This window comes from Bacillus sp. TH22 (genome assembly GCF_016651015.1).
GTDB lineage: Bacteria > Bacillota > Bacilli > Bacillales > Bacillaceae_G > Bacillus_A > Bacillus_A mycoides.
In genome coordinates, this window is record NZ_JAEKER010000001.1 from 199,644 (window position 1) to 223,640 (window position 23,997).

The following is a 23,997-nucleotide window of genomic DNA, read 5'->3' on the forward strand; positions in this document are numbered from 1 at the left end:
TGATTTTCATAAGACGAATAACTTACGAAAAATGTAACATAACTAATGGTAAGCAATTGTTTCTGATTATAATTTTTATTGGTCAATTATAAAGGAGGAAATGATATGATTTGGTCTTTAATCGTTGGTGGTATATTAGGATGGTTTGCAAGTTTAATTACTGGGAAGGATGTACCTGGCGGTGTAATCGGTAATATTATTGCAGGTATTGTCGGTTCTTGGCTTGGTACAGCGTTACTTGGTAAATTCGGACCTGTTATAGGCGGATATGCGATTGTTCCGGCTTTAATAGGCGCGATTGTTTTGATTTTCATCGTAAGCTTTATATTCCGTGCAATGCGGAAATGAATACAGGGGACTGTTTACATTTGTAAGCAGTCCCTTTGTATTATGTTGTCTAATCTGTTATGCTACTGTTATACAATCAGGAGGTGTCAGCATTGAAATCATTTACAGTAAATTTTCATCAAGAGGATAATGCAAAGGCAACAACAGTACATAAATTAAGTGAAGAGGACTTCGAGAAAGCAACAGAAAAAGGTACTCGTCATCTATTTGATTTAGATACAAACGTTGGTTTCTTCGTATTCTTTGATGCTGAAGATACAGAAGGAAACGAGCAATACTTAATGTTACAATATGAAGGAGATCATGAAGAACCAAGTGCTTGCTACGGATTTGATTTGAAATTGTTCTATCAATTTTTAGCACTATACTTAAATGATCTTGAATTCCAAGGTGAGACAAATGAAGAAGAGGAAGAAAATGGTCCAATTCATCATTTAGCGCACTTACTTTACCATATCGTTGAAGATGGTAAATCTATCGAAGTATAAAAATACATAATTGAAGCTGTCCTTTAATAGGACAGCTTTTTTAATTATATAAATAGTTAATCTTAATGGATTTCTGATCATGACAAATGATTTGAATAAGATTCAGAAGGAACAAAACATTAAACCAGCAGAGAATGAGTATTCACTTTCTGCTGGTTTTTTGCATTTAAAGGAGATTTTGTAGCAGTTTAATTCAAGTTACAAAAAGGATATAGCGAGTATGGAGAGAAGGTGTATACAAGGAGATGAATAAGATGATTAACAATACAATTCCAAGCTTTTTGAAGCTTTTGGAAAGCGATGATATAGGATTACATGACTTGGACAAATATTATGATATGTATCCAGAAGCATTTGAAGAGTATTTTAATTATCATTGTCCTAAGACGGAAGAACGTCTTTCTAGTGCAATTAAAAAATATCCTGAAAAACTAAAAGACATCCGTATTATTTCGGAAACTTTACCATCTATTATTCAAGAAATTAGTGAGGAGTATCACATTCAATTTGGTTTTAATATAGATTTGACTTTTCATCTATTTGTAGGTGGGTTTGGCTCCAATGCATTTGTAGAAAGAGATATTATTGGGGATATATTTCTTTCGGCAGAAAAATTATCTCCTGAAAGGGAGCATCTTCGTGTTATCGTTGCTCATGAAATTGGTCATATATATCATAATTTCGTATTGCAAGAGAGTGGAATGGATTGGACTAAAGCACAATGGACTGATGCAGCGGTTAGTTTATATCGTGAGGGAGTCGCGACATATTTATCGCAAAGAATAGCTAAAGGATTAAGTAAATCAGTCTATTATTCATATGATAATGATGGTGACGATTGGTTGTATTGCTATGAAGAACATAAAGATCATATTAAGAAACATTTTTTACAAGATTATGTTAAAGGGTGGACAGATGAAAAAGAGAAAGAATGGTTCCGTTTATCAGGAGGGACTTATTTCGGATGCAACCGACTCGGTTATTTTTTAGGAACATCGTATATGGAGTATATTGTGAATACTTTCGGGGAAAGCGAAGCACTTACTTTTTGGACTAAAAATAATTTAAAGAGTAGTGTAATGGAATGGTTACAAAAGTGAATATGTTGAAGAGGGAGGCTGAAAATGATGAAAGTATATATGAAAGTACTTATATTTTTTCTAACTTTAACGTGTGTAGCGGCTTTAACCGCATGTACTAACGCTGAGGAAAAGAAGCAAACTAATTCAACATCAGAAAATAGTACGGAAAAAAAGAGTGATACGTCAGAAACGGATAAAAAGAATGAAGAGACTGCTCCCAAAAAAGAGAAAGAACCAGTGGAAAAACCAAAAGGTCATGATTCGGTAAAACCTTCAACGGAGTCTAATACGAAAAATACAGTACTTAATCAAAAATCAATTAACCATGTAAAAGATTTATTTGAGCAAGCGAAAGAAGGTAAAGTACCTAACGTACCATATGCAGCACATACAGGTGACATCGAGGAAATAGAAAAAGAGTGGGGAAAAGCAGATAAAACTGATCAAGCAGGCAACGGGATGTATGCAACTTTTACAAGTAAAAATGTAGCATTTGGCTTTAACAAAGGATCTCAAGTCTTTGACGTTCGCTCATATCATTCAGAACTCAAATCGATTACGTTGCAAGAAATCGAAAAGGCTTTAGGAAAACCAGCGTCTGTTAAAGTAAATAGTAATGACAAAATATACGTTTATAAAGTAAATGACCAATTTGAATTGAAATTCGTTATTCCAAAGTCAACTGGTAAAGTACATCATATTTCTGTGTTCTCACCGGAGGATAGTATTAATAAAATGGCAGGTTAAATGAAGAGCTGTTCCTATAGGGACAGCTCTTTTGTTTTGTTTCTTTCTAACGATTGAACAAAAAAAGCTTGAATGATACCACCGATTATTAATAAGAAGGCGCAAATATAAAATAGAGTACTACCGTTTAATTTACTTAATAACAATGCACCTACAAAAGGCCCGAAAGTTCTTGAAATATCCCAATGTATACCGTATATAGAAAAATATAATCCGCGTCTATGACTTGGAGCGATTTGTGAAACGAATCGTAGTAAGTGATTCAAAGCTATACTTTGCCCAATTACTAAAAAGAGCAATGTGAAGAATAATGACCATATTGTTGTGGAATAACCGTAGCCAATCGCAGCTAACGTATAGCAAGTATAGGAAATAACAATGATTTTAGGCATAGAAAATCGTTCAGACCATTTCACAAGGAAAATTTGGAGCATAACTTCCATGATTGCTTTACAAGTTGAGATAAATACGAGTATGAATAAAAAATTTGGAAATACACTTTCGGCGAATATACGATAATTTGATTCGGTTTGAGCGTAGAAAAAACTAATAGGTAGTGTAGAAACCATAAGTCCAAACACAGCATAATGCTTTGAAATAAATTGTTTTGGCGAATATACTTCTTTAGTTTTATTAACGCTTTGTCTGAGTGGGACCGTTTCAGGAAGCTGCGTCCAAACGAGAATAGCATATAGCGTAAGGGCTACACCTTGCAAAATAAATAAATACTCAGGGTGACTAGTATAGAAAAAGGCGCCGATTAATGGGCCAATTACAGAGCCTATTGCTCCCGTAGTATGCAGAACAGCAAATATTTCTGCCTGTTGTTCTTCCTTCGTTAAGTCAGCGATTTGTGCTCGCTGTGCCGGAATATATAAAGAGCGTCCAATACCATTTACTACATACAATAAGGCGAAAAAGGCGACCGATTCAGCAAAAACGAAGCCGCTTACGGCAAAAGCTTGTAAAAGTAATCCGAGTAACATTATTTTCTTTCGGCCGTATTTATCTGTTACACCCCCAGCGATTAATGTAAACACAATATCAGCGAGAGGCTGTAATCCGAAAAGAAGCATTGTAACGATGACATTACCATTTAACGCTTTATTAACATGAACGATAAAAATGATAGCTAACATCGCTTCAGTCGTTCGGACTAACAATTCACCGAACAATCGAATGAGAATAGGCTTATTATAACGTTTTAAAAGATACTTCATTTTTATTTCCTCCTTTCTATATTGAAATGATAAGATGGAAGCCAGAAATGAAAAAGGGTAGAATGAAAGAGGAAGATTTTTCATCTTTTAGGGGGCGTTTTATGATTATTTTGGAGCAATATATGCACCTGTGGCTCCAGTATGGAAATGGGAGAGCAGAGGGAGAACAATTAGAAATAACTATACAAAATATATCTGAAACATTATTTTGTACAGAGCGAAATAGTAAATTAATCATAAAAAAATTAGAAGAATTTAATTGGATTATGTGGTTTCCAGGCCGAGGGAGAGGAAATCGTTCAAAGTTGTTATTTCAAAAACATCCACTTTCTTTAATTTTAGAAAGAGGAAAAGAAATAACGAAACAAGGGGACGTAAAAAGTGGAAGTGCATTTATTGAAAGATATAGCTCGTATTTTCCATCACTTCAAACGCAATTTCAAACGTGGATTGATTCGATATTCGGTTATCAAGTCGAAAGGACATCTAAAGGGAGAAGAGATGTGCTACGTTTGCAAGTCCAAATGAATCTAGATATTGCATTAGATCCTGTATACGCTACGATGCGTTCGGAATGTCATATGGTAAAGCATATATACGACACGTTAGTGTATATAGACGGAAATACAAACAGTGTAGAGCCAAGACTTGCGTTTTATTGGGAATATGATGACCAGAAATATATATGGACCTTCTACTTACGAAAAGGTGTTCAGTTTCATAACAGGAAAGAATTTACTGCTTATGACGTTGTACATACATTTAAACGATTCTTGAAAGAGAAAAATAACCCGCATGCTTGGATGTTACAGCACATTGAAAGTTTACATATTCTTGATGACTACATTGTGCAGATTCGTTTATCTACAGATAATAAGTTGTTTTTACATGCTTTAAGTACAGAACAGTGTTCTATTGTAAATGAAGATGGAGATGGAAGGTTAATCGGTACTGGACCGTTTCGATTATGTGAAAAGAATGAGGATGTATTCGTATTAGAAGCAAATGATTTATATTTTCGCGAGCGACCATTTCTCGATCGAATTGAATTATGGAATGTAGAGCACAGCGTAAATACGTGCGATATTTTAGCGAAAGCACACTATAACAATATAGAAAAGCATCATAAAGAACTAACTAGACTTGAGTCGAATGTAACATACATTACATTAAATACCGCAAAAGAAGGACCTATGCAAAACACGATGTTTCGGAAAGCTCTACATAAAATCATTCATAGCAATGCGCTTATCGAGGAATTGCAAGGAGCGCGCGGAGAAATAGCAGAAGAATTGGTTCTAACAAAGGGTGGCACTATACATATAAATGAGGACATATATACGCTTATTAAAGAGAGCTCTTACCGTAATGAAACACTGCGACTATATACATTTACAGAACAAGATCATGTTGAAGACTCATATTGGATACAAAAAGAGTGTGCGAAGTATGGTGTCACTATTGAAGTCATTTTTCTTGAAACAAAAGAGTTATTGCAAACAAGTACGATACAAAAGGCTGATATAATACATGATAGTGCGACAATTAGTGAGCGTATTGAAGAAAGTTTACTATATATGTTTCTTACAAAAAACAGCTTTATTCATCAACATAGCAATATAAAATTTAACGAAGTATTGCAGTCTTATTTTATAGAGAATCAATTAGAGAAACGGATGACACTGTTACACGATATTGAAGACACATTGTTACGTCAAATTCATATTATTCCTTTATATCGTAACAAACAGCAAGTAAGTTCACACGAAAAAGTGCAAAATATAATGATCAATCCACAAGGTTGGATTGATTTTTATCAAATATGGTTTAAGGCTTGATATATAAAGGTTTTTATGCATTTTTGTAAGATGTGTAAGAACCTTTTTTGTATGGAAATGAAGTTTGTTTTGCACATTGTTACGCTACATGTTATAAAAGTTCATTTACAGCGTAACAGTGTTATGTTACATTGTTATTAGGAAGGAGTGATATACAGTTGATTACAAATTTAATTTCAAAAAAAGATTTATTAGAGTTAACTGGTATTTCATACGGACAGTTATATAGGTGGAAGAGAAAAAATTTAATACCGGAAGATTGGTTTGTACGGAAGTCAACGTTCACAGGTCAGGAAACATTTTTTCCGAAAGAAAAGATATTAGAGCGTATTGATAAAATTCAAACGATGAAAGAGGATCTATCGCTTGATGAATTGGCAAATATGTTTTCACCAAGCGTAACAGAGATTCTTTTAGCAAAGGAAGATCTCATTCGTAAAGAAATTACATCAGAACCTGTTTTACAATTTTTCATGGAGCAAACGAACAAAACGGAAGATTTTCAATTTGCAGAGATTCTTTATGTATACGTGTTAGAAGAACTTCTTCAATCAGGAGACGTGAGTTTAGAAGAAGGGAAAATGGTTTTACAAGTTTTACGTGAAAATTATGAAGCGATTAAACATAAAAATTGTGACTTAGTTATTATTCGGAAGTTAGGGATTTCTACATGCTTCTTAGTATCAAGCGTTGAGGATTTAATTTTTGAAAAGGGAACAAAGATTGTTTTACGTGTAGCAATTATGAAATTTACCGAAGCATTAAAAACTAAACTGTTGTAGTGGAGGAGAAATAATGCGTACAGAAAATTTAATTATAAACGGATATGGTTCATCAAACGGTGGAGAGTTTCATAAAGTGCAACTAAATGGAAAAGGAACTGTTAATGGAAACGTTGAGTGCGACCAATTTGAATGTAATGGTTACGGAATTGTTACTGGTGATTTGAAAAGTAGCGATGCGAGAATTAGCGGATCAGGTAAAGTTGAGGGTACAGTTAGTGCAGAAATGATGCGAATCGATGGGAAAGGGACAATTACACAAGATGTAAAGGCGACCACTTTAAAAATTGCAGGAAAAGGGACGATAGGTGGTAATGTCACCGGTGAAGAATTTAAAATCAATGGTCAAGCGACGATTGATGGTAATTGCGAGGTTGATGTTTTTTCTTCTGAAGGACAATTTACAGTTGGTGGATTATTAAGCGCAGATGAAATTAATATAAATATTCATGGTACATGTAGAGCGAAAGAAATTGGTGGCCAAACCATTAAAGTAAAACATAGATTGAGTGCTTTTAGTAGACTATTTAAAACAGTATTTGGCTTACAGTTAGAAGCTGAACTGCTAGAAGGTGACAATATCGATATTGATTATGCTCACATTAAAACAGTAAGGGGAAACAATGTTACTGTAGGGCCGAACTGTGAGATTGAACTAATTGAATATACTGGGGTTCTTACTGTTGATAAAAGCGCAAATGTAAAAGAAATTAAGCAAGTTTAAGTTTAAAAGGGAGAGAGGAATCGGTATGGAAAATCAACATAGTCTTACTGTAAATGGATCAGGTAGCTCAGCAGGTGGAGATTATAACAAAGTAAAGATACGCGGCGAAGGAACAATTTCTAATCATATGAGTTGTAATGATTTTAAAACGTATGGTACGAGTGAAGTACGTGGCAATATGAAAGCGAAAAATTATGTCGTGTATGGAGATAGTGAAGTACAGGGGAATATGGAGGCGGAATATGTAAAAGTATATGGCAATGCCCAAGTACAAGGCGACGGACAAATTAATAAAACAAAAGTTAGAGGTATGATAGAGTTTAAAGGGAAGCTATCCGGTGATTTCGTAGATGTGAAAGGCGCTTTAAATGTAAAGGGAGATATAGAAGTAGAGGAATTATTACTAACTGGTGGTCTTGAAAGTGATGGTTTGCTTAATGCTGAAAATATTGAAATCTCACTTCGTTATGAAGGAAGTAAAGTGAGAGAAATCGGTGGGAAAAAGATTACAGTACGTAAAAAAGCGAGAGTTATTCCTTTTACAAGTCATGCAGGAAGCCTTCAAACATCAATTATTGAAGGGGATGATATTTATTTAGAACATACAATAGCAGACGTAGTAAGAGGAAATCATGTTATAATTGGCCCTGGCTGTGAAATTAGTGTAGTAGAATATCATACTAGTTTTAATCAGAAAGGTAATGCAGTCGTAAAAGAGCATAAACAAATATAAGTAGTATGAGGGAGAGCAAGGTTATGGTTGAGAAGAATAATAAGCTCGGTTTTGTTGTAGCGGGCTTATTGCTAGGGATTTTAATGGCATCAATGGATAATACCATTGTCGTAACAGCGATGGGAACAATCGTTGGTGATTTAGGAGGCCTTGAAAACTTTGTATGGGTCGTTTCTGCCTATATGGTCGCAGAAATGGCAGGTATGCCGATTTTCGGTAAACTATCAGATATGTATGGTAGAAAGAGATTCTTTATTTTCGGTTTAATCGTTTTTATGATTGGTTCGGCACTTTGTGGAACTGCTGAAAATATTACACAGTTAGGTATTTATCGTGCCATTCAAGGTATTGGCGGCGGGGCACTAGTGCCAATCGCATTTACTATCGTTTTTGATATTTTCCCTCCAGAAAAGCGCGGGAAAATGGGTGGTTTATTCGGAGCAGTATTTGGTTTATCAAGTATTTTCGGGCCATTACTTGGCGCATATATTACGGATTATATTAGTCGGCACTGGGTGTTTTATATTAACTTACCACTTGGAATTTTAGCACTTATTTTTATTACATTATTTTATAAAGAGTCACGAGTTCATAGAGAACAAAAGATTGATTGGTTTGGCGCAATTACTTTAGTTGGTGCAGTAGTTTGTTTAATGTTCGCCTTAGAATTAGGCGGACAAAAGTATGATTGGGATTCTAGCTTTATTTTAAGTTTATTTGCTGGGTTCGCTATTTTAGTAATTGCTTTTATTGTTATTGAACGAAAAGTAGAAGAACCAATCATTTCATTTGAGATGTTTAAACAACGTCTATTCGGAATGAGTACAATTATTGCCTTATGTTACGGGGCGGCATTTATGTCAGCAACTGTGTACATTCCGTTATTTATTCAAGGTGTATACGGTGGTACGGCAACAAACTCAGGATTATTGTTATTACCAATGATGTTAGGATCAGTAGTTACAGCGCAGTTAGGTGGATTTTTAACATCGAAACTTAGCTACCGAAACATTATGATTATTTCTGCTGTAATTATGCTAATCGGATTATTCTTATTAAGTACATTAACGCCAGAAACAAGTCGTATATTATTAACAATTTATATGGTTATTATCGGTTTTGGAGTTGGTTTCTCATTCTCTGTACTAAGTATGGCTGCTATTCATAACTTCGGTATGGAGCAACGCGGGTCTGCGACTTCAACGAGTAACTTCATCCGTTCATTAGGTATGACACTTGGTATTACAATCTTCGGAATGATTCAAAGAACTGGTTTCCAGGATCAATTAGAAGAAGCGTTTAAAGGTATGAGCGGGGGAATGAATACAAACGCTTTAGGAGATTCAAGAGCCATTCTATCAGAATCGGCAAGATCTCAAATTCCGCCGCAAATATTAGATAAAATTATTGAAGCTCTCTCTAGTTCAATCGTTCAGACATTTATGTGGGCGTTAGTCCCCGCAAGTTTAGCGTTCGTATTCGTATTCTTTATGGGAAATGAGCGCATGGTATATAAAAAAGAACAAAACAAGGTGAAAAGTGAAACATCAAAAGCGTAAAGAAAAAGCTCCTTTCAATTTTGAAAGGAGCTTTTTCTTATGTACGGAGTCGAATTAGCCTTCGATAATTTCGTATTCTTCGTCTGCTAATAATAAAATTTGTGTTTTCTTACCTTTGTTTTGAACTTCGATTACATCATATGTACCTAAGTCTCTTAGCTTGCTTTGAGAAGCGTTAACCATAACTTCCATAGAATCAATTAAGATATCTTCTTCAACGTATGATTCAGGCAATGCCATATCTTCAGTATCTAACACACATGCGTATAGATTTTGTAAGTTTTCAGCAGTTGGGTTTTGTTCCTCAACATCAATAATGTTTTTTACTGCTTCCATATTTTCTTCTTTTACTTGATATACTTTAATTTTAGTCATTGTTTTAATCTCCTTTATTACGTAATCTTAGAGGCTGCACCTCATTATAACGCTTTTTCATTGAAAGATGAAATTGTTATATGTATTTATAGTAAAAATTATGTGTTATTACTTATTATTGGTGTAATTTCCATATTGATGTTAGGCGTAACAAATTATATCCTTACGTTAAAATTATATTGTCCAAGCTTTTCATATATCCCGCTCATATTATGTGTATTAGATAAAAACATATAGGGAAGGGATTGAATGTAAGTGGATTGCGAGCCGAAACGAAATTGTCAATGTTGTCAAAATAGTATATGTGAATTTTTGAAAAGTTTAGATCCTTATTCTAGGATTGAGAGTATCACAATAGACGGAAACGAAATAGTTGTATCATATTTCATTTCATTTAATGAGATAAAAGGTATAGTTTCATTTGCACAAGAAGACAATGAGGTAATATTTGTAGATTGTTCAAGGATTGATGCGATTCGAATAGGAAAAGTGTGTAGTTGTAAAGCGAAAGTTAAATTTATTGAAGAGGATTTTAGTCTCCTTGGAAATGTTTGTCCACAGTGTTTAACGGAGGGAAGTACACTCTTTTTCGATTTTTATAATTCTGAATTGAATTTATCTCTACAAGCAAAAACAATTAATGCGCCTAGATGTATTGAATTTACAGATGAACTTGGGAATGTAGTAAAGCAAATTACAATAGTAGGTGAAGCGATTGTTTCTAAAGATTTTGTTCAAGTGCCAGAACTACTAGATTTCCGATTGCTTTTATCGCATCCAGCTGGGGATCCTTTGAACTATGGATTGCTATTTATTAATTTCCTTGATGTTACTTTTATTATTATTTTAGTATCAAGCGGATACCTTTCCATTTCGAACTGTTTAAAAATAGAGAGTGGAACTGGCAATGCCGAAATAGAAGAGATGAAAAAAATGATAGTGGATGACAATAATACGTACAAGTCGATTATTAAGTTGACCAAAATATATAAAAATGGTGCGACGGAATCTTTTATTTCTAAGAAGGAGCTATAACGTACCTATTGATTAATCCTCTTAAAATATACGAGGCGGATTGTAGTAACGGAAGAAATCGCTTTGTTAGTATGGATGTTAGAAGTAAATAGGATGGCTAGTTGTACTAATAATTGCTATTTGTAATTTAAATATAGTGACGGAGGAACATACAATATTGGTAAAGCAATTAAGAAAAGGGCTATTAAAGCAGCCCTTTTCTTAATTATGTAAAATAGCTATTGGTAGTGTTTATTGAGTTTACATAGTTATTCAAAATTGATATCAAGTTTAATCAAGAATTAATTTATTTACTAAATTCTTTTTGAGCTCCCATATAGCTTCCGATGATATTTTGATAACTTGGAAGATGCTTAGCAAGTAAAGCTCCAAAGCCTTCAACATCATTTCGCCAGTCACGCTGTAATTCTGCTGCAACGCTAAACCAATTCATTAGCTGGACTCCTCCGTGAGCCATGCGCATAAGGGCAGCATCAGCAACTTGTTTACTAAAAGTTCCAGATGCATCCGTTACAACAAATACCTCATACCCTGCATTTATAGCTGATAGAGCTGGGAACGCAACACAAACATCAGTAACGACACCTGCGATAATTAACTGTTTTTTACCGGTTGCTTCAATAGCTTTTACAAATTCATCATTGTCCCACGCGTTAATTTGTCCAGGACGTGCTATTTTAGGCGCATTCGGAAATAGTTCAATTAATTCTTGCATAAGTGGACCGTTAGGACCATCTTCGAAGCTAGTCGTTAAAATAACCGGTAAATCAAAAAAATTAGCGGTATTAGCAAGCGCTAAAACATTGTTCTTGAACTCATCAACACCATAGTCACGCACTAGGCTGGAAATAAGGCCAGTTTGATGATCCACTAGAAGAACCGCGGCATCACTTTTTGAAAGACGAGAATACAAATCAGACATTTAATAATCCCCCTTAAAAAGTTTATTTATAAATCAATCTTACAGTTATTTATCTTGATTTGGTATACATGCAAAAATTTATCAATAAATAGGTTTCATTAGAATATTAAGATGCTTTTATTTTATGTTGAGGAATTACAAATTTTTCGTTTTGGTGAACAATGTATTTATTGAGTAAATAGTAATGTTTTTACCTGTAAATAGAAAATGAGATATGAGGATTAAAATGAATCTGAAAATAGCAATTCTTGATTGGAAAATCATTTCAATGTAATTAGATGTTATAATAAATTTGCATTTACGTATAATTTATAATTATTTGATATTTGAGAGTTGAGTTTCATAGACATTTACTTAGATAATAAATAAGTGTGTATAAGAATACTAATAAAAGTTAACTCATGAAAATGTTGAGCCTAGTTGATTTTAAGGAAAGCGGGAATGTAAATGATATATGAAGCGAATATACATACAAGAAAAAAATTATTTTCTATGTTTGAGGATTTCAATAATGTTGTTTTACTTTCTTATTTACAAGGACATATGGGAACTGCTTGGGTGAATGATCTTGAAAATCCGACAGTAGCGCAAATTACGGTAGGGATTTTCACATTTTACGTCGGGGATCCAAATGCAAAAGAAACAGAAGAGTTATTACGTAACATCCCTGAAAGAATTCTAGTAATCGTAAATAGTGATGAATGGAAAAAGCGTTTAGAAGCATTCTCTGAAAGAAAAATAGATAAGTTTTTACGATATAAATTTAAACGAAATCCAGAAGTATTTAATGGCTCAAAATTAAAATCTTTTATAACTGCACTTCCAAAAGGATATGAATTGAGAAAAATAGATGAGCATATTGTGAATAACCCAACATTACATAAGGTTTCTGAAGATTTTACAAGTCAATTTCGATCAATAGATGATTATATAGATCGTGGCATAGGCTATAGTATTTTATATGATGGAGAAGTCGTATGTGGCGCATCATCATATAGTATTTATGATGGTGGTATTGAAATCGAACTTGCTACTGATCCGAATCATAGAAGAAAGGGTTTAGCGACTGTAGTTAGTGCGGCCTTAATATTGAATTGTTTAGAACAGGGGAAATATCCAAACTGGGATGCAGCGAATAGTACTTCTGCCAAATTAGCAGAAAAGCTAGGTTATGTTTTTGATAAGGCGTATGATACTTATTTTGTGAATAATAGATGAATGAGCAGGGATTGTACGATTTGTACAAAATAAAGAACTTAAAGGAAAAGGCAGATGACTAGAATAAAATAATTAGTTCAATAATAAGAGGATTTTACAATTTATTGAGTACAAAAACCGGCTTTTTTAGTCGGTTTTTATTTTTTTATTGAAGGGGACAATAGTCGTGATGTTCTATTTTATGGATTTTATTAAGTGGGGAAATGATTCTTATTAAATATATCCTTTGCTAGATAGAGTAAAAGACTCTTTAAAAATTAATTTTAGTATTCTTATTAGTTCTATCGTAAAAAGATCGAGAAATTCTATTTTATATAGGTAGATATTCGTATAGGCTCCGTATATTAATTTATGTGTTTGTAACTATCAAGAAGAAATGAATCTCTTACTTTGTAAATGATAAAAATGACTATGATACAAACCCACGCATTAATAGAAAAAGTACATATACAGTAAAGAGAGTTAAAAAACTCTAAATTTTTTATATAAAAGGAGATTATAAAATATGAGTGAACAATGTCCGATTAATGTACCATGCCAAGTTGGGGCACAAAATCAAATACCTTTAGCTGATCAGGCTGCAGCACCAATTGTTACGCCAAATGCATTAATTAAGGTGCCAGTTGTCTTAGCGGAGAGAACAGTACAAATCGTTGTAGAAGCAGATATTCCACTTGATCCTCCAGCTGTTGAAATTAAAAGGGTATTGAAAAATGTATTTTTAACTCAATGTAAGTTAGTTCCAGTAGCATTCTCACCAATTCCGGGTACAAATTATCGCCGAGTTACAAGAGCGAAACTATTCGTAGAAGGCTATATTCGTAAAAATATTGAATATGCATCTAACGAATGTAATGCAGCTTTATATGATCGCATTGCTAATGTTAATTTTTACGGATTTGCAGACTTAACAGCAGCAGATTTCCTTACGCAACCTATAATTGCAGCTTCTTCAGACGCAGCTTCTCATTTCATTAACCCTAAGAATGGCGATTTGCCTCGTTTGGACAAGTACTTCTTTGAAAACACAGTTTATTATAATGAGCAACCGTATTGTGAATTAATTGCTGCTAATTTCTTTGAGTTAGATTTTTCACCATGCCCTACACCTTTAAATGATTCGTTTGATACACTACGTGAAAAAATTGTATTAGACCTTACTTTAAAAGTGTTACAAGTACAACAAGTACAAGCCTAGTAATAGAAAAGGCATTGTCTTTCGTAACGAAGACAATGTCTTTTTTTATTATAAAACATATATAAAGAGGAGAATGATGTGAACATAAAAACATAGATCTGTTCAAAATTTATTAAATGGAGACGGGGGCGGATGATCATGAATAAGCCATGGGTTGGTGCCGAAGTGGGGCACAAAATTTATAAAGCAAAAAAGCTAAACACACCGGGTAATTACAGTCACAAGGTAAAACTAGAAAATAAGGAAGTATCTGGATCGGAAGGTCTAGCTTCAGATTCAGAGAAAGAAGTTGAAGTTGCGGAATTAGAAAAAGAAGTTGTAGATTCAGAATCAGAAATAAATAATTCAGTACGTTCCATTATAGTGAAAACCCCATTTTCCATTATTTCCGAAGTGTCTAGTTTTTTAAAGTTTCCTAATATTAGTGTGGGAAATCAAGAAGAATTTGTATTTCAAAATGAAAAAAATGCAGGGTGTAGAGAATTAGATTCAAAGTTATTAACTACAGTGCATCATTATCATGGAGAGGCGTATTGTCATTTAGTTTCTTCAAATCTTCATGAAGAGAGAGTACTTTTAGAGTTCTCTAATCAAAAAGTCAAAGGTGATATTGAAGAAAATAGGATAGAGACATCTTCGTGGGTTCCTATCCACAGTAGGATATTAGAAAAGGAAAGGGAAGGAGAATTAAATAAATATGTAACAGCGAAACTACCAATAGAAATAGGTAGGTATAAAGGTGAAATTAGTTTGCAAGAAAAGATAGTATTTAAAGAAAAAGTAATAGGAATAAAAGAGGTGTCACAGGAAATTATTTTGACAAAAAATGAAATTTCATTACCAAAAATAAAAAAGAAAGGAAAGAATCCGCGTACCTTTGAAAAAGGGAGCTTACTTGTAGAAGGTTATATCTTTCAAAGGGTTGCATATATTATAGAACAAAGTACATCGCATGATAATGTGTATCAACTAATGCAAAATATTGTATTAGAATTAATCATTCAAGTATTACAAGAACAGGAAGTGCGAGTGCGGATTACATAAAAAATCATATCTCCATCAATTAGCTGAAAATTTCTTCAGGAATATATAATAGAGAGACTTAAAAATAGTGTTAGTAAGTTTGTAAACGAGCTAACTAATAAGCGATGTGGAAAGATGTGAAATACAATTGACAGATTGATTGGAAAAACAAGTTACTTAAATAGGTGAAATGGGTAAACCTTTGTTAAAACATAAGGTGTAATACAACGTGTACCCCCACCTATTATAGAAAACTCAAAACTTAAATAGTAATACATGTTTATCATAAGTTTTTAAACACCAATTATATTTTTTTAGAATAATTGGATGGACAACCTCTTGCGTAGTATCGACTTCAGTAAAACCGTATTTTTTATAAAAGTTTCTTAATTCCTCGAAAGGGAGACAAAATACATTTTGAATATGTAATTCCTTCGCTGCTTGTACTAAAAATAAAACGAGTTCTCCGGCTAATTGTAAGCCTCTAAATTTAGGAAGTATGAAAATACCACCCATTTCAATAGTATCTTCATCAATTTGAACTAAACGACCTACACCTGCATACTCGCCGTTGTATGTAATAATCGCAACCTTATCGCGCTTTAAATCACTTGGTACAAATCCTATTGATTCGTATTGATTATTAATCCATTCTAAATCTTTAGAAGTAGCTAGTTGTATACTCATAAGTAACCACCTTTGGAAAAGTATTAATATTCTCATTATATATGGCTCAATAACTAGTGAAAAGAGGATAAATCAAAATCATTTTTCTTAACAGTTCAAGTTTTGAGGAAGAGTGCATATAATATAAAGTACTTTCCCTTTCTTCATTCTTGTTTTACGTATATAATTTAAAAGTAATATTTTTATTTTATTTTTTTATATATTTATAACAGAATAGAGGTTTAAAAATGGGCGTTAAAATCATTACGGATAGTGCGGCGGATTTACCGGTAGAATTGCTGCAAGCATATGATATAGATTTAATTCCACTCCGTGTATATGATGAAGCAGAAACAGAGTATTTAGATGGGGTTACATTAAAATCAGTTACATTACTGCAAAAAATGAGAGAAGGCGCAATTTATAAAACGTCATTGCCTTCACTTGAAACATTCCAAGAAAAATTTGTTTCCTATGCAAAGGAAGGTAACCCTTGTATATATTTAGCCTTTTCATCTGAATTGTCTGGTACATATCAATCGTCAGTTCTCATTAAAAAAGAAGTGAAAGAAACATACACTGATTTAGATTTAGAAATTATCGATACAAAATGTGCCTCACTCGGTCAAGGTATTGTCGTATTAGAGGCTGCAAAAATGGCAAAAGAGGGCGCATCAAAAGAAGTAATATTAAACCGTGTCGCTTTTCTAATGGAGCATATGGAACATATCTTCACTGTAGCTGACTTACAGTACCTTGTTAGAGGTGGACGTTTAAGTAAAGTAGCCGGTTTCATCGGTGGTTTATTAAACATTAAGCCAATTTTAAATGTGGATGAAGGAAAACTTGTACCACTTGAAAAGGTAAGAGGGAAAAAGAAAGTATTAAGCCGAATTGTTGATATTATGGAAGAGCGCGGGAAAGACCTTAAAGGTCAAACAATCGGTATGACTCACGGTGATGATTTAGAAACTGCCGAAGCATTAAAAGCATTAATTACTGAAAGATTCGGCTGTGAAGTATTTATCGTAAATACAATTGGAGCAGCAATCGGAGCGCATACAGGACCTGGTGCGTTAACATTGTTCTTCTTAAATGAAGTAGAGTAAAGGATTGATCTTTTGATCAATCCTTTTTTTATTCTAATATAATTGTTTTATGTTAATAAAAAAATATGTAATTATTTATTAGTTAGTAGCTTTCTTTTTAGTAGGTAAGAAGGTAGTTAGGAAACCGGTGAAGGCTAGCATGAAACCAAATGTTTCAGTATCATCAACTACTAAACCATTGTTCCACTGATAAAGGAAGGATGCTAGTATTAAAAGAGTAGCGGCTCCTCCAACATATCTTACTATTTTTCGTGTTGAATTGTTTTTAGGTTTTACAATCATATTTATCGCCCTTTCATATTTAATAAATAATTCGATGAACTAACTTATAGGATGTGATATTTGGAATTCATCTATTAAGCCTATTTAAATCAAGAAAGATAGTTAACATTTGATGAATCTTTTTTAAATTCTAAAATAAATGTTTTATGCGAATGAAAAATATGTAATTACTTCTTAACTTTCTCTTTAAAAGGTAAGAAGGTAGATAGAAAAGTAGTGATAGCTAGTGCAAAGCTGATTCTTTCAGTATGATCAATTACTAAGTCATTTTTCCACTGATAAAGGAAAGAAGCGATTATTAAAAGTAAAACGGCCCCTCCAACATATCTTACTATTTTTCGTGCTGATTCATTTTTAAGTCTTACAATCATGTTTATCATCCTTTCATATTTAATAAATAATTCGATAAACGAACTTATAGGATATGACGGTTATAATCAATCTATTAAGATTAATTAATTTCTTTCGGATTTACAATAGATGCTCTCTATGTAATCGGCAAGTTTAACCAACCATACTATCCAAATTAGGAATGATAGTTTACATTTAGTTAAATCCCTTTTATTAAGTTTATCGTAATTCAAGTATATGGCGCTGTCTTTGTTAATAACAAGTAGTAAAATTGTATGAAAAAAATAGCCGAAAAAACCGATTTTTTACCATTTAATTTAACAAGAAGTATAGAAATAATCAAAGTATGAATGTACAATTTAAATAGTTGATACGGAGACAGGTGAACATTACTTTCATATTGAAAAACAGTTAAAGATATTTGGACAGTGGTTACACAAACATATCGATTAACAAATTACAATTTTTCTTGAACCTGTTAGAGAAGAATGGTGAATATATAAACTGATATTATACTTGAGAGACATTATAAATGTGAATGTATTCACTTAAACAAACAAGTGCTTTAGTTCAATAAGAATTAAACAACTTTATTAATGATTTTTGAGTACACATACCTTTAAATGTATAGAACTTAAACAATTATATTATCGATTTACATCTGAAGTGAAGAATACGCATACTACGAATTGAATAAAGTAACAATCATAAAAATGCTCAGAATAAATGATTCTTGAGCATTTTTATGTATTTTCATATTAAGGAGGAATTTACTTGAAAGATATACATATTTAACGAATTGAAGATTTAATGATATACGAACACGATTATCTTGTTCAAGAAAGCAAAGACGAAGGATTTAATTTCCTAATAAAACTAGTGAATGTTTATATGGCATCATACCCATCAACTTAAGAACAGAAACAAAATGAACTTTCGTTCAAATAAACTACAACACTCTTAAAACACTTTTTATTCTTAAAGATGAGCATGCCAAATAAACCTAGGTAGGTATCATTTTTAAAGATTATGCAGCTTTCTTTTGTTTTCTAAGTCCACTATACTCATAGACAACACCCATAATATCAAAAACTGTTTTCTTCTCATATCGATGAGATTTCCGCCCATTTTTCTGTAATAGGTGGAATAGACGGATTAGAATCTTTGTTATTTCTTGGGTGTCTTTCTGTATAGCTTGATACAAAAGATATAGATAATCTTGGATCATTCCTATCGCTTTATATTCGCTTAATTCTCTTTTCTTCTTTTGTAAAAGAAGTTGGCGCATTTTAAACATAGTAGAGGAGCAAAGGGAAATAGCGATTAGCTTTCCATATAGTTGGCACTCTAATCGTTCCTGTTTTACATTACGATAATGGTCTATTTTGAAGAGTGATTTCCACGTTTTAAAGACAATCTCTATTTGCCAACGCAAAGTATATAACTCATGTACCTGTTCCATCGGAACCCATTCCCAAGGTGTATTCGTCACGTACACGTTTAATCCCGCTACCATTTTACTTTTCTCCGAGTACGATCTATTTTGGGATTTTTCTTTTTCCGAAATTTTCGCTCGTCGTTTTTGAAGTTGTTTTTCTGTTAATCGATTAAAAATTACACGTGCGAACAGTTGTTGTTTATCACCAATATAAGCATTTTTTAATTCCAATGTTCCTCCAGGTTGTAGTTCATCTTGAATCGAGAGATTCATAAGAAAACGTCATCCTTTCTATTCTAGCTTGTTTAGAAAGAATAACGTTTTTTAGTACCTAAGAGTATTAAAATCTCTTAAGTTTATGGGCATGTATGGTGACCCCTATTATAGAAGCTATTTTGAACGTAAGGGATTTGTAAGGAATAGGTAAGGAAAAAGAGATTTTCATTGTGTATGATCAAAATATAAATAAGCATGAAAGGCGGAACAGATATATGATTTCTACTGCTGACGACTTAAACAAATTCTTCTCTTACTTATTCAGTGGCAAATGACTGAAGGAACAGCAACTAAAACAAATGCTTACTACAGTTCCTACAGGAAGAAAAGGGATCGATGGGTATAGTCTTGCAATCTATGAAATTAAGCTTCCAAACGGTGTCTCGATATGGGACACGGAGACGCCATTCCAGGGTTTCTTACTTTTGCTGGAGGCACACTTGGAGGTAAGCATACGTTAGCCGTCAATTTTAACGGCTTGGGTAAATCTGACAGTCCTGATTTTTATAAAAATATTTTACTTGCTGAATTTAGCAAGTAGGCAAAGAGGAAAAACGGATAGATTTTGTCATGTTTTTTATAGTTAAACAAATAAGTGATTAAATCGATCACTTATCTAAGGAGGCAATTCTCTCATGAAAAATAAACTATCTGGGGTATTAGCCGCTACATTGGCGCTAACGATGACCCTACCAACAGGCGCGATGGCGTCTTCTAGCAGTAAGACTCCGGTTGTAGCTAACCAAGAAGTTGCTAGCCAAGAACTGGAGAAGATTGCGGCAGATAAGGCTGCCCTACTCACGAAGTCCCATGGGACGACTAGCGTGCAGTATGCGCTGATTGATAATGGCAAACTTATTTTGTCGGGTCAGACAGACAAGAACGATATGAAAAGGAAACAATTGCTGACTAAAGATACTCTATACGGGATTGGTTCAGTCAGTAAAATGTATGCAGCAACGGCTGTAATGAAATTGGTCGACGAAGGAAAAGTCGATTTGGATGCTCCTGTCGTCCACTATGTTCCTGATTTCAAGATGAAAGACGAGCGGTACAAACGCATTACGCCGCGTATGCTGTTAAACCACTCCTCCGGCTTGCAAGGTTCCACGTTAAGTAATGCATTTTTATTTAACGATAATGATACCTATGCCCATGATGTCTTGTTGCGGCAATTGTCCAACCAAAGCTTGAAGGCGGATCCTGGCGCGCTCTCGGTATACTGCAACGACGGCTTTACGCTGGCTGAGATTTTGGTGGAAAGAGTCAGCGGTATGAGCTTTACCGAATTTCTACATCAACGGTTTACAGAACCCTTAAAGCTGAATCATACGAAAACGCCGCAGGACAAATGGGAAGGCGAAAAGCGGGCTGAACTTTATTTTCCGACGTACCAAGGGCAACTTCCCATTGAATCGGTGAATGTGATTGGTTCGGGAGGGATCTCTTCCACGGCAGAAGATATGGTACGATTCTCACAATTATTTATGGGACAGGGAAAAGGGATCCTCTCTGATAAGGCAGTCAAGGCGATGGAGCAAGAGGAATATAAAAAAGGAATGTGGCCGGGGGATGGAGATAATATTTTTAACTATGGTCTTGGCTGGGATAGTGTGAAACTATACCCATTCAGTGAATATGGGATAAAAGGCTTGGCTAAGGGCGGCGACACGTCACTGCAACATGCTATACTGGTCGTGCTTCCGGAACAGAAGATGGCAGTGGCTGTGTTGTCATCCGGCGGGCAAAGCTCTACAAATCAACTACTGGCAACTGAATTACTGCTCGCCGCGCTTAAAGAGAAGGGTACAATTAAGGAAATTAAGCCAAACAAATCCTTTGGCAAGCCGGTCAAGGCCAAGATGCCTCAAGACGTGGCGAAGAAAGCGGGCTTTTACGGCAATAGCGACAGTCATTTCAAAATAGAAATTACGAAGAATGGAGAACTGTTCTTACCATCTAATCGAGAAGAAAAATATGTATATACTGCGAATGGAAGCTTTATTAATGAGAAGGGTACTTCCAAGCTCAACTTCGTCACTGAGAAGAATGGAAGAACTTATTTGAAGGAGAGCACATATAAATCGACGCCAGGCTTAGGGCAAAATGTGATGACTCACTATTTAGCCGAGAAACTAGAAGACAACGTGCTATCGAAGAAAACCGCTGCCGCATGGGCGAAGCGGGAAGGCGTCAAGTTCTATCTCGTGAACGAGAAATTTAGTTCTATTGAATATCTCGTTCAACCGAAACTTATTACCACAGAAATTACTCGCAAGGAAGGCCTGGCGGGCTATTGGGACGGCAGAAAAATTACAGGTCCGAACACCGCGGCGCATCAGCTCCAAATCCCAGTGATGAATGGCCGTGATACGACGGAAACTCATTTCTATACAGAAGGCGGCAGTGAATATATGGAGATGGCCGGATTGTTATACGTAAGTGGATCCAGCGTAAAACCGCTTGATGCAGGCCAATCATCCAAAGTTACGCTGCAAGCAAATGGGTATGCGAAATGGTTTACGATCCCACAAGCGGCAGCGGGGAAAACGATGACCGTGGCGTTGCCATCGAAGAGTTCGTTCGCGGTGTATGATGAGAAGGGAGTATGTGTCAATTTTACCGTTGTGAGCGGTAATAACAAAGTAAAACTGCCGAAGAACGGAACGGTTGTATTTGCTGGCGCGCCGAACTCGGAATTTGCAATCACGTTGAACTAGCTACAATTCTAGATGGACTTCAACAAAACCAGTACGACACAGAAGAGGTGTTTTGCTGGTTTTGTTTGTATTTACGTATGATCTTTATGAAGAGGCTTTCCACGAATAATATCACGCTCAAACTCTGCAAGAACAGCTAGCATACCAGTTCTTGGCAATCATCTTTTGCCCCACTCATCTTCTCGGTGTAAATACGTTCGCAGCCGGCATTATGATGTACAAGCCCTATACGATGTAGGAATTATCCGAGGTGTTTCGGATACTAATTTTAACCAACATGGCACACTCACACATCAACTTAAGAAGAATAAACGCCACCAAAACAAAAAAAGCCCCAAATTTTTCTTGAAAATAAGTTGGGGCTTTTGAACTAGAAAAGTATATTTTTAACTATGAAAACTACGATAAATTTTTCCTTTTTTCCTACTTGCTAAATTCAGCAAGTAAAATATTTTTAAAGGGATTAGGACTATCAGTTCTACCCAAACTATTCCAATTGACGACCAACGTATGCTTGCCTCCAAGTTTACCTCCAACAAGAGTAGTAAACCCTAGAATGCCACCTGTGTGTCCCCATATCGAGACATCGTTTGGAAGCTTAGTTTCATAGATTCCAAGACCATATCCATCGATTCCTTCTTTTCCTGTAGGAACTGTAGTAAGCATTTGTTTTAGTTGCTGTTCTTTCAGTAATTTACCCCCGAGCAAGTAAGAGAAGAATTTATTTAAGTCGTCAGCAGTAGAAATCATATCTCCAGCTGAGCTACCTGCACTTGGGTTATAATAAGTAACGTCTTTTAGCTCACTTACTCCGTCTGGTTGGACATATCCACGGGCATGCTTGGTGCCTGGAATAACGCTTGAATTGCCTGGTAGGAATGTATTCGACAATTCAAGCGGTTCAATAATCCGACTTTCAATCTCTTCCGCATAGCTGTTTCCGGTTACTTTTTCAATAAGAATACCTAGTAATACGTATCCTGTGTTTGAATAAGACCAGCCCTTTCCTGGGGCAAAGTCCGGGGGCAGAGAAATCCCCATCTTCACTAACTCTTCAGCCGTATACGATTTTTTTGTATCCGTAAAGTCAGCGTCTTTTGACCTTGAGTATTCAGCGATACCACTTGTATGGTTCAATATGTGCCGAATAGTAATCTGGTTACCATCATATCCGTTTCCTTGAATGACACCAGGCAACCATTTTTCGATGTAGTCGTCTAGATTCAAGCGGTTCTCTCCGACTAATTGAAGTACAACCGTTGCTGTGAACGTCTTCGTCACGCTGCCAATGCGAAAGCGAAAATCTGTTTTCATTGGTTGCTTGGTGCTCAGATTCGCTACCCCATCGCCATCAAGCTAAGGTTTTGAAGTACCCACTAAATGAAATTTTTCTTTCTCTACAGTTAGTTATTTTGAGAAGTCAGCTCATTTTTTTGTTTTTGGGGTGTTTACTTTTCTTAAGTTGATGGATGTGTTATATGGCATTTTTCAAGGGGAAAGGCTAATTGGGATTGGAGGTATAAATGAAAATCTGTATACAGAAGACAATAAGATTGGTAGGTTAAGGAGATTTTATATTGCAAAAGATTACCGGCGGAAAGGATTTGGAAGGTTACTGTTAGGGAGAATCTTAAGCGATGCAAAAATCTATTTTACTATTGTTGTCTTACATACAGATACAGAACAGGGGGATCAATTTTATACTTCGAGTGGATTTGTGAAAGGGAAAATGTATGTAGGAACAAGCCATTATCTAAACTTAGATAAAAGGATGTAGTGAATTATTATTTGATCTCCAAAAGAACGTTTGTTCTGAGTTGTGTAGATTTATGGTATAATTTATTTGAATCTACTATTAGAATG

21 protein-coding genes and 6 pseudogenes are annotated in these 23,997 nt (G+C 34.7%); 19 read left to right on the forward strand and 8 right to left on the reverse strand.

Going from position 1 to position 23,997, the window contains the following annotated elements; all coding sequences use genetic code 11:
* The first annotated feature begins 105 nt into the window (after positions 1-105).
* From JFU18_RS01090 to JFU18_RS01105, 4 genes are all read left to right on the forward strand, one after another.
* Positions 106-348 carry a GlsB/YeaQ/YmgE family stress response membrane protein gene (locus JFU18_RS01090; protein ID WP_002013368.1) on the forward strand — a complete coding sequence of 81 codons (243 nt, stop codon included), beginning with the start codon at positions 106-108 and terminating at the stop codon, positions 346-348.
* Between the two features lie 92 nt (positions 349-440).
* On the forward strand, positions 441-836 hold the full coding sequence (locus tag JFU18_RS01095; protein ID WP_002084959.1) for a hypothetical protein: 396 nt from the start codon (positions 441-443) through the stop codon (positions 834-836).
* A 254-nt stretch (positions 837-1,090) separates the two neighbouring features.
* Positions 1,091-1,936 (forward strand): DUF5700 domain-containing putative Zn-dependent protease, encoded by an 846-nt coding sequence (locus JFU18_RS01100; RefSeq protein ID WP_002165597.1) that lies wholly within the window; start codon positions 1,091-1,093, stop codon positions 1,934-1,936.
* Between the two features lie 24 nt (positions 1,937-1,960).
* Positions 1,961-2,665, forward strand: coding sequence for a YjgB family protein (locus JFU18_RS01105; RefSeq protein ID WP_201033940.1), 705 nt, complete (start codon positions 1,961-1,963; stop codon positions 2,663-2,665).
* Between the two features lie 14 nt (positions 2,666-2,679).
* On the opposite strand, the gene JFU18_RS01110 is transcribed toward JFU18_RS01105, so the two are convergent.
* Complete coding sequence (locus JFU18_RS01110; protein ID WP_078176546.1) at positions 2,680-3,885, reverse strand: MDR family MFS transporter; 1,206 nt, start codon at positions 3,883-3,885, stop codon at positions 2,680-2,682.
* A gap of 62 nt (positions 3,886-3,947) precedes the next feature.
* Here JFU18_RS01110 and JFU18_RS01115 point away from each other — a divergent pair, with 62 nt between their 5' ends.
* The 5 genes from JFU18_RS01115 (at position 3,948) to JFU18_RS01135 (ending at position 9,521) form a co-directional block, all read left to right on the forward strand.
* A complete protein-coding gene (locus JFU18_RS01115) occupies positions 3,948-5,723 on the forward strand; it encodes an SgrR family transcriptional regulator (RefSeq protein ID WP_201034599.1) in 1,776 nt (591 codons plus the stop codon).
* A gap of 158 nt (positions 5,724-5,881) precedes the next feature.
* Positions 5,882-6,505, forward strand: a complete 624-nt coding sequence (locus JFU18_RS01120; RefSeq protein WP_201033939.1) for a YhbD family protein — start codon at positions 5,882-5,884, stop codon at positions 6,503-6,505.
* A 13-nt stretch (positions 6,506-6,518) separates the two neighbouring features.
* Positions 6,519-7,229: a bactofilin family protein gene (locus JFU18_RS01125; protein WP_201031230.1), complete on the forward strand. Its 711-nt coding sequence runs from the start codon at positions 6,519-6,521 to the stop codon at positions 7,227-7,229.
* Positions 7,230-7,254: 25 nt separating this feature from the next.
* Positions 7,255-7,962, forward strand: a complete 708-nt coding sequence (locus tag JFU18_RS01130) for a polymer-forming cytoskeletal protein (protein WP_201033938.1) — start codon at positions 7,255-7,257, stop codon at positions 7,960-7,962.
* A 23-nt stretch (positions 7,963-7,985) separates the two neighbouring features.
* A complete protein-coding gene (locus JFU18_RS01135) occupies positions 7,986-9,521 on the forward strand; it encodes an MDR family MFS transporter (RefSeq protein WP_201033937.1) in 1,536 nt (511 codons plus the stop codon).
* 54 nt (positions 9,522-9,575) lie between these two features.
* On the opposite strand, the gene JFU18_RS01140 is transcribed toward JFU18_RS01135, so the two are convergent.
* The gene (locus JFU18_RS01140) at positions 9,576-9,896 is read right to left on the reverse strand and encodes a hypothetical protein (protein WP_002168197.1); all 321 of its coding nucleotides are present in this window, start codon (positions 9,894-9,896) and stop codon (positions 9,576-9,578) included.
* A gap of 255 nt (positions 9,897-10,151) precedes the next feature.
* Between JFU18_RS01140 and JFU18_RS01145 the strand changes: the two genes are divergently transcribed.
* Positions 10,152-10,931 carry a BC_2878 family exosporium-associated protein gene (locus JFU18_RS01145; protein ID WP_201050194.1) on the forward strand — a complete coding sequence of 260 codons (780 nt, stop codon included), beginning with the start codon at positions 10,152-10,154 and terminating at the stop codon, positions 10,929-10,931.
* A gap of 286 nt (positions 10,932-11,217) precedes the next feature.
* Here the strand turns inward: JFU18_RS01145 and ycaC are convergent, their stop codons facing one another.
* Positions 11,218-11,853 carry an isochorismate family cysteine hydrolase YcaC gene (gene ycaC, locus JFU18_RS01150; RefSeq protein WP_201033936.1) on the reverse strand — a complete coding sequence of 212 codons (636 nt, stop codon included), beginning with the start codon at positions 11,851-11,853 and terminating at the stop codon, positions 11,218-11,220.
* 447 nt (positions 11,854-12,300) lie between these two features.
* Between ycaC and JFU18_RS01155 the strand changes: the two genes are divergently transcribed.
* The 3 genes and pseudogenes from JFU18_RS01155 to JFU18_RS01165 all read left to right on the forward strand — a co-directional run.
* Complete coding sequence (locus tag JFU18_RS01155; protein ID WP_201050196.1) at positions 12,301-13,071, forward strand: GNAT family N-acetyltransferase; 771 nt, start codon at positions 12,301-12,303, stop codon at positions 13,069-13,071.
* Between the two features lie 505 nt (positions 13,072-13,576).
* Complete coding sequence (locus tag JFU18_RS01160; RefSeq protein ID WP_201031226.1) at positions 13,577-14,269, forward strand: CsxC family protein; 693 nt, start codon at positions 13,577-13,579, stop codon at positions 14,267-14,269.
* Positions 14,270-14,431: 162 nt separating this feature from the next.
* A pseudogene (locus JFU18_RS01165) lies at positions 14,432-15,313 on the forward strand (BC_2427 family protein); the annotation flags it as partial.
* A gap of 234 nt (positions 15,314-15,547) precedes the next feature.
* Here the strand turns inward: JFU18_RS01165 and JFU18_RS01170 are convergent.
* Entirely contained in the window at positions 15,548-15,979 is a 432-nt protein-coding gene (locus JFU18_RS01170) for a GNAT family N-acetyltransferase (RefSeq protein ID WP_201033935.1), read from the reverse strand.
* A 227-nt stretch (positions 15,980-16,206) separates the two neighbouring features.
* On the opposite strand from JFU18_RS01170, the gene JFU18_RS01175 reads away from it, so the two are divergent.
* Positions 16,207-17,067, forward strand: a complete 861-nt coding sequence (locus tag JFU18_RS01175; protein ID WP_201033934.1) for a DegV family protein — start codon at positions 16,207-16,209, stop codon at positions 17,065-17,067.
* A gap of 78 nt (positions 17,068-17,145) precedes the next feature.
* Here the strand turns inward: JFU18_RS01175 and JFU18_RS01180 are convergent, their stop codons facing one another.
* Complete coding sequence (locus JFU18_RS01180; protein WP_201033933.1) at positions 17,146-17,349, reverse strand: hypothetical protein; 204 nt, start codon at positions 17,347-17,349, stop codon at positions 17,146-17,148.
* Positions 17,350-17,516: 167 nt separating this feature from the next.
* Positions 17,517-17,720 carry a hypothetical protein gene (locus tag JFU18_RS01185; RefSeq protein ID WP_144506412.1) on the reverse strand — a complete coding sequence of 68 codons (204 nt, stop codon included), beginning with the start codon at positions 17,718-17,720 and terminating at the stop codon, positions 17,517-17,519.
* Between the two features lie 355 nt (positions 17,721-18,075).
* Between JFU18_RS01185 and JFU18_RS29705 the strand changes: the two are divergent.
* Together JFU18_RS29705 and JFU18_RS30620 are read left to right on the forward strand one after the other, a co-directional pair.
* A pseudogene (locus JFU18_RS29705) lies at positions 18,076-18,153 on the forward strand (alpha/beta hydrolase); the annotation flags it as partial.
* Positions 18,154-18,510: 357 nt separating this feature from the next.
* A pseudogene (locus tag JFU18_RS30620) lies at positions 18,511-18,591 on the forward strand (GNAT family N-acetyltransferase); the annotation flags it as partial.
* Between the two features lie 136 nt (positions 18,592-18,727).
* Here JFU18_RS30620 and JFU18_RS01195 read toward each other — a convergent pair.
* A pseudogene (locus JFU18_RS01195) lies at positions 18,728-19,393 on the reverse strand (transposase); the annotation flags it as partial.
* 236 nt (positions 19,394-19,629) lie between these two features.
* Between JFU18_RS01195 and JFU18_RS01200 the strand changes: the two are divergent.
* Positions 19,630-19,955: pseudogene (locus JFU18_RS01200) on the forward strand (serine hydrolase domain-containing protein); the annotation flags it as partial.
* Positions 19,956-20,049: 94 nt separating this feature from the next.
* A complete protein-coding gene (locus tag JFU18_RS01205; RefSeq protein WP_201033932.1) occupies positions 20,050-22,134 on the forward strand; it encodes a serine hydrolase domain-containing protein in 2,085 nt (694 codons plus the stop codon).
* A 423-nt stretch (positions 22,135-22,557) separates the two neighbouring features.
* Here JFU18_RS01205 and JFU18_RS01210 read toward each other — a convergent pair.
* Positions 22,558-23,478, reverse strand: a pseudogene (locus JFU18_RS01210) (serine hydrolase domain-containing protein); the annotation flags it as partial.
* Positions 23,479-23,599: 121 nt separating this feature from the next.
* On the opposite strand from JFU18_RS01210, the gene JFU18_RS01215 reads away from it, so the two are divergent.
* The gene (locus JFU18_RS01215; RefSeq protein ID WP_242486470.1) at positions 23,600-23,911 is read left to right on the forward strand and encodes a GNAT family N-acetyltransferase; all 312 of its coding nucleotides are present in this window, start codon (positions 23,600-23,602) and stop codon (positions 23,909-23,911) included.
* Positions 23,912-23,997 lie beyond the last annotated feature (86 nt).